Below are 13,749 nucleotides of genomic sequence, written 5' to 3' on the forward strand. Positions count from 1 at the left end.
GACGGCCTTTTGTTTCAAAATCCGGGTATCCAATCAATAAAATAAATAATAACTATTATCATAATCATTGAAAAGTGTTAGTCTGAACCTGTCCCAGCTTTTAGCGCAGGTTTTCTCATGCCCGATTTTTCGATGTCCAATTTGGCCGTTGCCTTTTCCATCACGCTGGCTGCCGGTTTGTTTACCGTATTAGGCAGCGGCTTGGTGATGTTTTCCAAAACGCCTAATCCGCGCGTGTTGTCGTTTGGTTTGGCATTTGCCGGCGGTGCGATGGTGTATGTCTCCCTGACGGAGATATTCAGTAAGTCCAGCGAGGCGTTCGCTGAAATTTATGATAAAGACCACGCGTTTGCGGCGGCGACCATGGCATTTTTGGCCGGTATGGGCGGCATTGCGCTGATTGACCGCCTGGTGCCGAACCCGCATGAAACTTTAGACGCGCAAGACCCGTCGTTTCAAGAAAGCAAACGCCGCCATATCGCGCGAGTCGGCATGATGGCGGCGTTTGCGATTACGGCGCACAATTTCCCCGAAGGCTTGGCGACGTTTTTTGCCACCTTGGAAAATCCGGCGGTCGGGATGCCTTTGGCCTTGGCGATTGCCATCCATAATATTCCGGAGGGCATTTCCATCGCCGCGCCGGTTTATTTTGCTACCCGCAGCCGTAAGAAAACGGTATGGGCGTGTCTGCTATCCGGCTTGGCCGAACCTTTGGGAGCGGCCTTGGGCTATTTGATTTTACAGCCGTTTTTGTCGCCTGCCGTGTTTGGTTCGGTGTTCGGCGTGATAGCCGGAGTGATGGTGTTTTTGGCGTTGGACGAGCTGCTGCCGGCCGCCAAACGCTATTCAGACGGCCACGAAACCGTTTACGGCCTGACAACGGGCATGGCGGTGATTGCCGTCAGCCTGGTATTGTTCCATTTTTAAAACCCGTATGCCAAAGGCCGTCTGAAATGATTCAGACGGCCTTTTTGCGTTATAATCCGCACATCAAAAATAACCTTAATTTCACAAAGTTCCATCATGTTAGACAAATACAATCCAGCCGAAATCGAATCCAAACATTATCAAAACTGGGAAGAGCAGGGCTATTTCCAGCCTGATATGGATTTGACGAAACCGTCTTTCTCCATCCAACTGCCGCCGCCCAATGTAACCGGCACGCTGCACATGGGCCATGCCTTCAACCAAACCATCATGGACGGCCTGACCCGCTACTACCGCATGAAAGGCTGCAACACCGCCTGGATTCCCGGCACCGACCACGCGGGCATCGCCACGCAAATCGTGGTCGAGCGTCAGCTTGCCGCGCAAAACGTGTCGCGTCATGACTTGGGGCGCGAAAAATTCTTGGAAAAAGTGTGGGAATGGAAAGAAGTTTCCGGCGGCACGATTACCCAACAAATGCGCCGCGTGGGCTGCTCTGCCGACTGGACGCGCGAGTATTTCACGATGGACGACGTGCGTGCCGAAACCGTAACCGAAGTGTTTGTGCGTCTGTATGAACAAGGCTTGATTTACCGCGGTAAACGCTTGGTGAATTGGGATCCGGTTTTGGGTACGGCAGTGTCTGATTTGGAAGTGGAAAGTGTGGAAGAACAAGGCTCTATGTGGCACATCCGCTATCCGCTGGCGGACAATCCCGCCGAAGCCGTCATCGTGGCGACTACCCGCCCTGAAACACTGCTGGGCGACGTGGCCGTTGCCGTCAATCCCGAAGACGAACGTTATACCCATTTAATCGGCAAAGAATTGATCCTGCCGCTGACCGGCCGTACCATCCCCGTGATTGCTGACGAATACGTCGAAAAAGACTTTGGTACAGGCTGCGTGAAAATCACGCCTGCGCACGACTTCAACGACTACGAAGTCGGCAAACGCCACGACACGCGCCTGATTAATGTGTTCGATTTGGAAGCCAAAGTGCTGGCAAACGCTGAAGTGTTCAACTTCAAAGGCGAAGCGCAACCAGGCTTTGCCCTGCCTGAAAAATACGCAGGCTTAGACCGCTTTGCCGCGCGCAAACAAATGGTTGCCGATTTGCAGGAACAAGGCTTCTTGGTCGAAATCAAACCGCACACGCTGATGACGCCGAAAGGCGACCGTACCGGCTCAGTGATTGAGCCGATGCTGACCAGCCAATGGTTTGTCGCCATGTCCGCCACCCCAAACGGTGGCGAGCCTGACAGCGAATTCAAAGGCTTGAGCCTCGCCGACAAAGCCAAAAAAGCCGTCGACAGCGGCGCAGTGCGCTTCATTCCCGAAAACTGGGTCAACACCTACAACCAATGGATGAACAACATCCAAGACTGGTGTATCTCGCGCCAACTGTGGTGGGGCCATCAAATCCCCGCGTGGTACGACGAAGCAGGCAATGTTTACGTTGCCCGCAATCAGGAAGAAGCCGAAAAACAAGCCGGCAAAACAGGCTTGACCCGCGAAGAAGACGTATTGGATACATGGTTCTCCTCCGCGCTCGTGCCGTTCTCCACGCTCGGCTGGCCGTCTGAAACCGACGAACTCAAAGCCTTCCTGCCGTCCAACGTCTTGGTAACAGGCTACGAAATCATCTTCTTCTGGGTGGCGCGTATGATTATGATGACCACACACTTCACCGGCAAAGTACCGTTTAAAGACGTGTACATCCACGGCATCGTGCGTGACCACGAAGGCAAAAAAATGTCCAAATCCGAAGGCAACGTCATCGACCCTGTGGATTTGATCGACGGCATCGACTTGGACAAGCTGCTAGTGAAACGCACGACCGGTCTGCGCAAACCCGAAACCGCGCCGAAAGTGGAAGAAGCCACGAAAAAACTCTTCCCCGAAGGTATCCCCAGCATGGGCGCGGACGCCTTGCGCTTCACCATGGCGAGCTACGCCAGCCTCGGTCGCAGCGTGAACTTCGACTTCAAGCGCGCCGAAGGCTACCGCAACTTCTGCAATAAATTGTGGAACGCCACCAACTTCGTGTTGATGAACACCGAAGACAAAGACTGCGGTCAAGACGAAATGCAGCCGTTGGCGTTTACCTTTGCCGACCAATGGATTATCGGCAAACTGCAACAAGCCGAAGCCGCCGTTGCCGAAGCCTTTGAAACCTACCGCTTCGACCTGGCCGCGCAAACGCTGTACGAATTTGTGTGGAACGAATATTGCGACTGGTACATCGAGCTGGCAAAAGTGCAAATCCAAACCGGCTGCCCGACAACCCAGCGCACCACGCGCCGCACCCTCGTGCGCGTACTCGAAACCATCCTGCGCCTGCTGCACCCAATCATGCCTTTCATTACCGAAGAGCTGTGGCAGGTTGTTGCGCCTCTGGCGAATGCCAAAACCGCCGACAGCATCATGTTGGCTGCCTATCCGCAAGCCGATAAAGAACAAATCGTTCAGACGGCCTTCGACAAAATGGCCGCATTGAAAGACTTGGTGGAAGAAGTGCGCAAACTGCGCGGCGAAATGGGTATCGCGCCAAACGTCAAAGCACCGCTCTTTGTCGAAGGCAGTGCAGAACTCGAAGGCCTGCTCAAATACCTGCCGTCGCTAACCCGACTGACCGAAGCCAAGCTGGTGGACAGCCTGCCCGAAGCGGAAGACGCACCTGTCGCCGTCTGCAACGGCGCGCGCCTGATGTTGAAAGTCGAAATCGACAAAGCCGCCGAAACCGCCCGTTTGAGCAAAGAAGCCGAGAAGCTGCAAAAAGCCTTGGACAAACTCAATGCCAAACTCTCCAAACCCGGCTACACAGAAAAAGCCCCGGCGCATTTGGTGGAAAAAGACAAAGCCGATTTGGCGGAATTGGAAGACAAAATGGCGAAAGTCCAAACTCAGTTGGCGAAGTTGAAAGACTGATTTTGATTTAAACAAGGCCGTCTGAAACCAGGGTTTTCAGACGGCCTCATTAAAAGGAAATCAAATTATGGACTTCATCGTGCCTATATTGTTCATCGTCGCCATCGTCGTACTTCATATTTATACCTGCTTTACCGAAGCCGTCCACCTCAACAAATGGCGGCCGTGGTTGATTATTCTACTGTTGATTTTGACCGGCACTTGGTTTATCTACTTCGTCAGTCGTACTGCACTGATGAAGCTGGGTGTCCAGCTGGTGCTGATTGCCGGTCTCGTGATTTATATTTCTTGAACGTCCGCCTGCAGTAAAATACTCGCAAAGGCCGTCTGAAAATGCAGCTTCAATGTCGTTGCAACTTTTCAGATGGCCTATTTTAAGAAAGGAAATAGATGAAACTCTTTATTTTGCCGGTGCTTTTATCCGCAACAACTGCTCTGGCTTCTCCGATTGTCGGTACATGGCATTGCGTGGGTTCTGATGAAAACATTCGCAGTGATGCAAAAGTCGAATATCTTCAGGACGGCAGTTTCCGTGGCGATGCTATACTCAAAATCGATGATGACGGCAATGTCTTGGCATACCGTGTTGTCGGCTCAGGGAAATGGCGTTTTGAAAACAATGCCTTGACGGAAAGCCAAATCAAATATAGCGAAGTTTCACGACAGCACAGCCCCGAAACGCTGGCGTGGTTGGAAAAGTCGGAGGATGGACGACTCTTGGAAAGCATGATGTACACCGGATTGGTCGCGGAGATGGACAAACCCGGAAAAGATAATGTGTATCAACTGGATAAAACAGGCAAATTGGTGTCTGAAGACGGGACTGCCCGTGAGGTATGTACGAAAGTGAAGTAAAAAGCGCTTGTAGATCAGATGGGTTTGTCTGATTGATGGCTGAGATAACAAAGGCCGTCTGAAACTTAAATTTCAGACGGCCTTTTTCTTTTTCTCAATCCATTAGATTCAATTAAACCAAACAATCTGACTTTCATCCACGCTGATGCGGATTTCCTGTCCGGTTTGCGGTTTGTCCGTATCGTGGTCGGCGTGGGGATACCAAATTAAATCGCCGTATTGCGGATGGGTGAGGGTGAGGCGTATGCCTTCGGCGAGAGGAATGGCTTCGCTGATGCGGACGGACGTGCCGTCCGGGTCGAATCGGATGGCGTGTTGGGGGATGTAGCGTGTGTCGCCGGTGTTGGCCAAACCGAGTAGCAGGGCGGCTTGGGCGTTGACGGGGCGGCGGATAAGGGTTTCCGGCGTGCCGTGTTGGAGGATGCGGCCTTCGTGCATGATGGCGATGGTGTCGGCCATGGTGCAGGCTTCCTCGGCGGAGTGGGTCACGAGGATGGCAGGGATGTTTTGACTGCGGATGCGTTCGGCAGTCAGGGTACGCAGGTGGTGACGCAGGTGGGTGTCGAGGCTGGAGAAGGCTTCGTCCAAGAGCAATAGCGACGGGCGCGTGATGAGGGCGCGTGCGAGGGCGAGGCGTTGCTGTTCGCCGCCGGAGAGGCTTTCGGGTTTGCGTTGCGCTTCGTGTTCCAAACCGATGTCGCGTAAGGCCTGCATGGATTGTTCTTCGATTTCGGCTTTGGGCAGGTGGCGCATTTTGAGGCCGAAGCCGACGTTGTCGAGAGCGGTTAAATGCGGCAAAAGGGCGTAGTCTTGAAACATCAGCGAGATATTGCGCTTTTCAGACGGCATGTCGGTAATGTTGTCGCCGTTGAGCCAGACTTCGCCGCTGTCGGGACGCACCAGGCCGACGATGGTTTTGAGCAGGGTGGATTTGCCGCAGCCGGAGCGGCCGAGTACGGCTAGGATTTCGCCTGCTTCGACGTTTAGGTTGATGTCTTGGGCAACGGCTTTGCTGCCGAAGCATTTGTTGATGTTTTTGAGTTGCAACATGGTTTCAGACGGCCTTTAAAAATGGGGTCGGCAACGGATGCTGTCGAGCCATGCAGACAGCGGATGTTTGGGGTCGATCAGGCCGTATCGACGGCAGGCTTCGATCGTGACCAGCTGGGCATCGTGCATCATGTGCCCGCCCAACATGGCATCGAGCAGGGTGGTGATGTCCATCAGTTCAAAACCGGCAACTTCGCCGTCTTGGTTGGCGGGTTGGAAGTCTTCGGGCAGGACGATGTCGAAAATATACAGGATTTCGTTATGGACACCGCGATTAACCGGGCGCAAACTATATATTTGGGCGGTCGGTCGGATATGGGGGGTTAATGAAGCGGGAATGCCGGCTTCTTCTTCGCCCTCGCGGCAGACGGCTTCAGACGGTATCTCGCCGCTGCTGATGCCGCCGCCGGTCAGGTTGTCGAGTTTGTTCGGATCAACGGCTTTGTGCGGACTGCGGCGGCCTATCCAAAAGCGCAAACCGTCTTCTGTTTCGACCAATCCGTTCAAATGCACTGCCTGACTCATCAGGCCGAACGGGCGGAAGGCGGCGCGTTCGAGTGCACATAAAGGCTTGCCCGACTGGTCGCAGATGTCGAACTTTTCACCGCGCCAACCTTTGAGCCAACCGCACTCGCGCCACTGTTGCGCCAGCGTTTGCAAACTGTCGCCCATCTGAGCCCAGCTGTCGGTTTCCAAATTCAGGCCGTCTGAAAGGGTCGACTGCCTGCCTGTCCAATCTTGCCCGAGGCGTTCGCGCCATAACGGGTTCAGACGGCCTAAAGGCAGGCTGTTGAGATACAGAATGCACCAATCGTCGGATGCGCCATAGCTGGTTTGCGCCCAATCCCACAATGCGTCGTGGACATCGGACGCGAATACCTGTTCAAAACGGAAAGACTGAGACATGGCGCATCCTCCAAAAGAACTAAAGATACGTCGATTTTAGCCGTTTACGGCGAATTTGCAAAACAACCGCACTACCCGAAAAACGCTATAATAGAGTAAACCATCCGAAACGAGCACATCATGAGCGAATTGAGCGAAATCCTCGCCTATAACCAACATTTCGTCGAAACGGGCGAATACGAAAAATACTTTACCAACAAATACCCCGGCCGCGAGCTGGCCATCCTTTCCTGCATGGACGCACGCATTATCGAGCTGCTGCCCAATGCGTTGGGCTTGAAAAACGGTGACGCCAAGCTCATCAAAAACGCCGGTGCGCTGGTGACCCATCCTTGGGGTTCGGTGATGCGCAGTTTGTTGGTGGCCGTATTTGAACTCAAAGTCAAAGAAATCATGGTCATTGCCCACCATGACTGCGGTATGCGCGGATTACACGCCGAAGAGTTCCTCCAACGCGTACACGACAGCAATATCCCCGACGACCGCATCGAAACCCTGCGCAATGCCGGTATCGATTTGGACGGCTGGCTGACCGGTTTTGACAACGTCGAAGACAGCGTGCGCCATACCGTCGAGCTGATTCGCAAACATCCGCTGATGCCCGACAACATCGCCATCCACGGCCTGGTCATCCATCCGACCACAGGCAAGCTCAACCTGATTGTTGACGGCAGCCTGCCTGCTTCAGACGGCCAAAACATCTAACGCAGACACCACCACGAAATGAAAAACATCGGATTATTCGGCGGCACGTTTGACCCCATTCACGACGGCCACCTCCACATCGCCCGCGCCTTCGCCGACGAAATCGGTTTGGACCTTGTCGTCTTCCTGCCGGCAGGCGACCCGTACCACAAAGACAGCACGCGCACGCCGGCACAAGAGCGCCTCAATATGGTCGAACTCGCCATCGCCGACGAGCCGAAATTCGCCGCCAGCGACTGCGACATCGTCCGCGACGGCGCGACCTATACGTTTGACACCGTTCAAATCTTCCGCCAGCAGTTTCCCGGCGCGCAACTGTGGTGGCTGATGGGCAGCGACAGCCTGATGCAGCTGCACACATGGAAAAAATGGCAAACCCTCGTGCGCCAGACCCATATCGCCATTGCCATGCGACAGGGCGACAACCTCAACAAAACCCCGCGCGAATTGCACGCATGGCTCGGCGAAGCCCTGCAAAACGGCAGCGTCCGCATCCTCAACGCGCCGCTGCACAATACCAGCTCCACCCAAATCCGCGCCAATCTCGCCAAAACGTACCATTCAGACGGCCTGCCGCAACCTGTCGCCCAATACATCCGTCAACACAAACTCTATGAAAAATAGCGTTTATTCAGGCAGATAAGCTATAATGCCGTCTGAAAACATTTCAACTAGGAAAATAATGAACGAACAAGAATTGCAAGACCTGCAAAAAATGGTCGAAGTGGCCGTAAACGCCCTCGAAGACATTAAAGCCAAAGACATCTCTGTTTTGGAAACCCAAGACAAAACCTCCCTGTTCGCCCGCATGATTATTGCCAGCGGCGACAGCACACGCCAAGTTAAAGCACTGGCGAACAACGTTGCCGTCGATTTGAAAGAAGCCGGTTTCGAAATCCTCAGCACCGAAGGCGACAGCGGCGAATGGACGCTCGTCGACGCAGGCGACCTCGTTGTCCACGTCATGCTCCCTGCCGTGCGCGACTTCTACGACATCGACACCTTGTGGGGCGGAGAAAAACCGAGTTTCCACGCCGGTATGCAAAAACCTTGGCACGCCGCCGACTAAAACGGTTTACCCATACAAAGGCCGTCTGAAACTTGAAAGCAAGCAAGTTTCAGACGGCCTTTTGCTATAATTCCATTCTTTTCACATTATTTAATTCATTGCACCATCATGCCGCAACCCGATTTCGCCCAAACCCTCTCCAAAGACCGCCATTTTCTGCGATCTGCCTTTAAAAACCCCAATAAATACGGCGGCTTGGCTAAGGTTGAGGAAAAATACAAAAAATCGCACGACCTCTATCTGCAACGCCTGTCCAAACTGCCCAAGCCCGAATTCGACAACACGCTGCCCGTTCACGAAAAACTCGACGAAATCAAAAAAGCCATTGCCGAGAATCAGGTAACGATTATTTGCGGCGAAACCGGTTCGGGCAAAACCACGCAGTTACCCAAGATTTGTTTGGAACTCGGACGCGGGGCAGCGGGGCTAATCGGGCATACCCAGCCGCGCCGTTTGGCTGCGCGCTCCGTGGCAGAGCGGATTGCCGAAGAGCTGAAATCCGAAATAGGCAGCGCGGTGGGCTATAAAGTGCGCTTTACCGACCACACCTCGCGTGATGCCTACGTCAAGCTGATGACCGACGGCATCCTGTTGGCGGAAACCCAGACCGACCGTTATCTCGCCGCCTACGACACGATTATCATCGACGAAGCGCACGAACGCAGCCTGAACATCGACTTCCTCTTGGGCTATTTGAAACAACTGCTGTCGCGCCGCCCCGATTTGAAAGTCATTATCACCTCGGCAACGATAGACGCAGAACGCTTCTCCCAACACTTCAACGGCGCCCCCGTTTTAGAAGTGAGCGGACGGACGTATCCCGTCGAAATCCTCTATCGACCGCTGACCAGCAAAGACGAAGACGATGCAGAAGTCGAGCTGACCGACGCGATTGTCGATGCAGCCGACGAATTGGCACGCTATGGCGAAGGCGATATTTTAGTATTCCTGCCGGGCGAACGCGAAATCCGCGAAGCCACCGAAGCCTTGCGCAAATCCACGCTGCGCCGAAACGACGAAATCCTGCCCCTGTTCGCACGCCTGTCGCACGCCGAACAGCACAAAATCTTCCACCCCTCAGGCGCGAAACGCCGCATCGTGCTGGCAACCAACGTCGCCGAAACTTCGCTCACCGTGCCGGGCATCAAATACGTCATCGACACCGGCCTAGCACGTGTCAAACGTTATTCTGCACGGGCGAAAGTGGAGCAGCTTCATGTCGAAAAAATCTCCCAAGCCGCCGCCCGCCAACGCTCCGGCCGCTGCGGCCGCGTCTCCGCAGGCGTATGTATCCGACTGTTTTCAGAAGAAGATTTTAACAGCCGCCCCGAATTTACCGACCCAGAAATCGTCCGCAGCAACCTCGCCGCCGTCATCCTGCGCATGGCATCGCTGAACTTGGGCGACGTAGCAGCATTCCCATTTTTAGAAATGCCCGATTCGCGGTATATCAATGACGGTTTTCAGGTATTGCTGGAATTGGGGGCGGTGGAGGCCGTCTGAAAACAGTAAAATAGGTTGTTAGAATAACCAATGTTATCTGGCAATATATATCATTGGTTTAAGACGAAACTTACATAAATTTATTGGTTTTAGGTTCAATATAGCAATATTCTAAAAATATTTTTAATGAAAATTTTGAGATATGAAATGGCAAGACAAGAATTAGTTGATTTTCTTTTGACAGTTGATAAACAACATATTATTGATTTAGTTGATATTATAACCGATTTTGGTAAAGGGCGTAGTACGCTAAATTCAACGGTTAAAGATGTTTTGATTTTGGCAAAGGAATCAAACAGAAATTTTACAAAAGATGAGATCAATTTATTATTAATTGAGTTTCAAAAATATGGTGGAAATACTTTTGTTAATGCGATAAGAAGTAAAGATAATTTAATCACGTATCATGAAATTTTAAACGATGTATTTAAGTTATTAATTGGAGATAAAAATCAACTTACTAATGAGGAGAAGGAACAAAAAATTATTCAAACCTTATTTTCTACCGAGTGGGAATCTATACTTTTTGAAGATAGATATAAAAAAAGCATAGATATGGGAAAAATAATTTCTAAAAATATAACAGATGGAATAATAGGAGGCTTCGCATTAGGTCTCTCTTCACCTGCTTTACGAATTACCATCCCTTTTGTTGTTCAAATCTCATGGTTGAAAATGATGAAGCAAAACTATTGGGATAAACAAGAAATTGAATCCGTAAAAATTTTGTCAAATCAAGACTTGCTTATCACGGATGCTGCTGATAAAGATGTTATTCTATCTTTAACTGAATATACCGAACCGCCTAAAATAAAAAATGAATTTAATGAATCTAATATTTCTTCATTTAATCAGTTGTTTAGTAATATTCCTTCATTGGCAACGAAATTTGAAACAGTTAAAAATCAAATAGTCAGCATCAATATAGACCCTAGAAAACTTACACTTGCCAAAGATGGAAATGGCTTGCGCGGTATGGTTCATGGCGTTAATAAGGATGGGAAATTTGGTGTTACGGAGAATGTAAGGATTTTTGAGGCTAATACGTTGAAACAAGTTATTAATTCAGGAGTTATTTTTAATTTGGCTTCAACAGTTGTTGCTCAAAAACATTTAGCTGATATCAATGAAAAATTAAAAGAAATACAAAAAGGAATTAATGAAATTAGGCATTTTCTAGAAGATGAACGACGTAGCAAAATTGATACAACTATTAAACTGCTTAAGTTGGTAAGTGAGCACATGACCGGTTATGGGCAAGAAACGCCTATTTTTAATGAAAATAAAGGTAGATTGCAAAAAGGATTAGATGATAATTTGGCAATTAAATCACATTTAGAAAAAGATTTGCATAGAGTATTTGAACAAATTTGTAATATTAAATTTGATAGTTTCATGGGAATGAATAATAGTGGAGATGTTAAATCCATGATTAAAAGAATGAAAGAGTGGGATAAATATTATGAGTCTTATCAATTATGCTGCAATGTTGTAATGATGATGTATGCTATTCTTTACATGGGTAATGCCAATAAAATAAACAAAGAATTTTATAGTAATGAATTAAAAACTTTTGTAAGTGATACTGATAAATTTATTAGTTGTAGAGTTACCAAAATACAAGAACATTTGAGACAAGCTAGTAAAAATGCCAAAGGCATTACTAATTTTGATAGTAGTACCTTAGCATATGAAGCATTATTTCATAGATGTAATGAGGATTTTAAATATTATCAGCAAGAATTAATCCAGCAATTAACACAAATTTCTGCATCAGCTACAGCACCAATGCCTTTTAAGGCAACTTTGCTGATTGAAAACGGAAAGATTCAAGGTGGGCAGTTTTTATTTGATGAAGCTTTAGAAAGAAGAAGTTAACTTGATATGTCAAATTTTTCATGTAGTTTAAAATCTATTATGATCTCTGAAACTGATTCTAGTCTCCTTGATGCAGCTTGAACAATCAAATAAATGCACGATCGCCCATTGATCTGAAAATTACTTATATTTTATTGGTAACATTCCAGTGTATATCAATGACGGTTTTCAGGTATTGCTGGAATTGGGGGCGGTGGAGGCCGTCTGAAAATAAAAGCTTTCTTCATAAAATGGCAGGTCATGTTTCATTTTCAGACGGCCTAAATCATTGAGAAACTAAAAACTATTGAAAAGGGAATATTGGGTTTTAAAACCCAATCGGTAAATTTTTTATTGTGAAATATTAATGATGAAAAAATCTTTCCTCACGCTTGTTCTGTATTCGTCTTTACTTACTGCCAGCGAAATCGCCTATCGCTTTGTATTCGGGATTGAAACTCTGCCGACTGCGAAAATTGCGGAAACGTTTGCGCTGACATTTGTGATTGCTGCGCTGTATCTGTTTGCGCGTTATAAGGTGACGCGTTTGTTGATTGCGGTGTTTTTTGCGTTCAGCATTATTGCCAACAATGTGCATTACGCGGTTTATCAAAGTTGGATAACGGGCATTAATTATTGGCTGATGCTGAAAGAGGTTACCGAAGTCGGCAGCGCGGGCGCGTCGATGTTGGATAAGTTGTGGCTGCCTGCGTTGTGGGGCGTGTTGGAAGTCGTGTTGTTTTGCAGCCTTGCCAAGTTCCGCCGTAAGACGCATTTTGCCGCCGATATTTTATTTATTGCGGCGATGTTGCTGATTTTTGGACGTTCATTCAGTACGACGCAGGAACACGGTATTTCGCCTAAGCCGACATACAGCCGAGTCAAAGCCAATTATTTCAGCTTCGGCTATTTTGTCGGGCGCGTGTTGCCGTATCAGTTGTTTGATTTAAGCAAAATCCCTGTGTTCAAACAGCCAGCGCCAAGCAAAATCGGGCAGGGCAGTGTTCAAAATATCGTCCTGATTATGGGCGAAAGCGAAAGTGCGGCGCATTTGAAACTGTTTGGTTACGGACGCGAAACTTCGCCGTTTTTAACCCAGCTTTCGCAAGCCGAATTTAAGCCGATTGTGAAACAAAGCTATTCCGCCGCTTTGATGACGGCTGTGTCCCTGCCCAGCTTTTTCAATGCGATACCGCATGCCAACGGCTATGAACAAATCAGCAGCGGCGATACCAATATGTTCCGCCTCGCCAAAGAGCAGGGCTATGAAACGTATTTTTACAGCGCGCAGGCGGAAAACGAGATGGCGATTTTGAACTTAATCGGTAAGAAATGGATAGACCATCTGATTCAGCCGACGCAGCTTGGCTACGGCAACGGCGACAATATGCCTGATGAGAAGCTGCTGCCGCTGTTCGACAAAATCAATTTGCAGCAGGGCAAGCATTTTATCGTATTGCACCAACGCGGTTCGCACGTCCCATACGGCGCATTGTTGCAGCCTCAAGATAAAGTATTCGGCGAAGCCAATATTGTGGATAAGTACGACAACACCATCCATAAAACCGACCAAATGATTCAAACCGTATTCGAGCAGCTGCAAAAGCAGCCTGACGGCAACTGGCTGTTTGCCTATACCTCCGATCATGGCCAGTATGTGCGCCAGGATACCTACAATCAAGGCACGGTGCAGCCCGACAGCTATCTCGTGCCGCTGGTGTTGTACAGCCCGGATAAGGCCGTGCAACAGGCTGCCAACCAGGCTTTTGCACCTTGCGAGATTGCCTTCCATCAGCAGCTTTCAACGTTCCTGATTCACACGCTGGGCTACGATATGCCGGTTTCAGGTTGTAGCGAAGGCTCGGTAACGGGCAATCTGATTACAGGCGATGCAGGCAGCTTGAACATTCGCGACGGTAAGGCGGAATATGTTTATCCGCAATAAGTGG

At 49.5% G+C, this 13,749-nt stretch carries 12 protein-coding genes; 10 read left to right on the forward strand and 2 right to left on the reverse strand.

Annotated elements, in window-relative coordinates:
* Nucleotides 1–117: 117 nt before the first annotated feature.
* The 4 genes from zupT to ACTHTU_RS07225 all read left to right on the forward strand — a co-directional run bounded on the left by zupT (nt 118) and on the right by ACTHTU_RS07225 (nt 4,710).
* Nucleotides 118–927 carry a zinc transporter ZupT gene (zupT, locus tag ACTHTU_RS07210; RefSeq protein WP_004520220.1) on the forward strand — a complete coding sequence of 270 codons (810 nt, stop codon included), beginning with the start codon at nt 118–120 and terminating at the stop codon, nt 925–927.
* 96 nt (nt 928–1,023) lie between these two features.
* The gene (locus ACTHTU_RS07215; RefSeq protein WP_440362163.1) at nt 1,024–3,855 is read left to right on the forward strand and encodes a valine--tRNA ligase; all 2,832 of its coding nucleotides are present in this window, start codon (nt 1,024–1,026) and stop codon (nt 3,853–3,855) included.
* A 64-nt stretch (nt 3,856–3,919) separates the two neighbouring features.
* Nucleotides 3,920–4,147 (forward strand): enterochelin ABC transporter, encoded by a 228-nt coding sequence (locus ACTHTU_RS07220; RefSeq protein WP_070645656.1) that lies wholly within the window; start codon nt 3,920–3,922, stop codon nt 4,145–4,147.
* Nucleotides 4,148–4,245: 98 nt separating this feature from the next.
* Nucleotides 4,246–4,710, forward strand: a complete 465-nt coding sequence (locus ACTHTU_RS07225; protein WP_070583781.1) for a hypothetical protein — start codon at nt 4,246–4,248, stop codon at nt 4,708–4,710.
* Between the two features lie 108 nt (nt 4,711–4,818).
* Here ACTHTU_RS07225 and ACTHTU_RS07230 read toward each other — a convergent pair whose 3' ends face one another.
* Both ACTHTU_RS07230 and ACTHTU_RS07235 read right to left on the reverse strand, forming a co-directional pair.
* Nucleotides 4,819–5,760, reverse strand: a complete 942-nt coding sequence (locus ACTHTU_RS07230) for an ABC transporter ATP-binding protein (RefSeq protein ID WP_440362164.1) — start codon at nt 5,758–5,760, stop codon at nt 4,819–4,821.
* A gap of 15 nt (nt 5,761–5,775) precedes the next feature.
* Nucleotides 5,776–6,666, reverse strand: a complete 891-nt coding sequence (locus tag ACTHTU_RS07235) for an NUDIX domain-containing protein (RefSeq protein WP_440362165.1) — start codon at nt 6,664–6,666, stop codon at nt 5,776–5,778.
* 120 nt (nt 6,667–6,786) lie between these two features.
* Here ACTHTU_RS07235 and ACTHTU_RS07240 point away from each other — a divergent pair, with 120 nt between their 5' ends.
* From ACTHTU_RS07240 to lpt3, 6 genes are all read left to right on the forward strand, one after another.
* Complete coding sequence (locus tag ACTHTU_RS07240; RefSeq protein WP_049322449.1) at nt 6,787–7,371, forward strand: beta-class carbonic anhydrase; 585 nt, start codon at nt 6,787–6,789, stop codon at nt 7,369–7,371.
* Between the two features lie 18 nt (nt 7,372–7,389).
* A complete protein-coding gene (nadD, locus tag ACTHTU_RS07245) occupies nt 7,390–7,995 on the forward strand; it encodes a nicotinate-nucleotide adenylyltransferase (RefSeq protein WP_440362166.1) in 606 nt (201 codons plus the stop codon).
* A 58-nt stretch (nt 7,996–8,053) separates the two neighbouring features.
* Nucleotides 8,054–8,440 carry a ribosome silencing factor gene (gene rsfS / locus ACTHTU_RS07250; RefSeq protein WP_002246503.1) on the forward strand — a complete coding sequence of 129 codons (387 nt, stop codon included), beginning with the start codon at nt 8,054–8,056 and terminating at the stop codon, nt 8,438–8,440.
* A gap of 108 nt (nt 8,441–8,548) precedes the next feature.
* Entirely contained in the window at nt 8,549–9,943 is a 1,395-nt protein-coding gene (gene hrpA, locus ACTHTU_RS07255; RefSeq protein WP_440362167.1) for an ATP-dependent RNA helicase HrpA, read from the forward strand.
* Between the two features lie 147 nt (nt 9,944–10,090).
* Nucleotides 10,091–11,821 (forward strand): hypothetical protein, encoded by a 1,731-nt coding sequence (locus tag ACTHTU_RS07260; RefSeq protein WP_440362168.1) that lies wholly within the window; start codon nt 10,091–10,093, stop codon nt 11,819–11,821.
* Nucleotides 11,822–12,167: 346 nt separating this feature from the next.
* Nucleotides 12,168–13,745: a lipooligosaccharide phosphoethanolamine transferase gene (gene lpt3 / locus ACTHTU_RS07265; protein WP_440362169.1), complete on the forward strand. Its 1,578-nt coding sequence runs from the start codon at nt 12,168–12,170 to the stop codon at nt 13,743–13,745.
* Nucleotides 13,746–13,749: the final 4 nt, after the last annotated feature.

The organism is Neisseria sp. P0020.S005, assembly GCF_051957055.1.
Classification (GTDB): domain Bacteria; phylum Pseudomonadota; class Gammaproteobacteria; order Burkholderiales; family Neisseriaceae; genus Neisseria; species Neisseria subflava_A.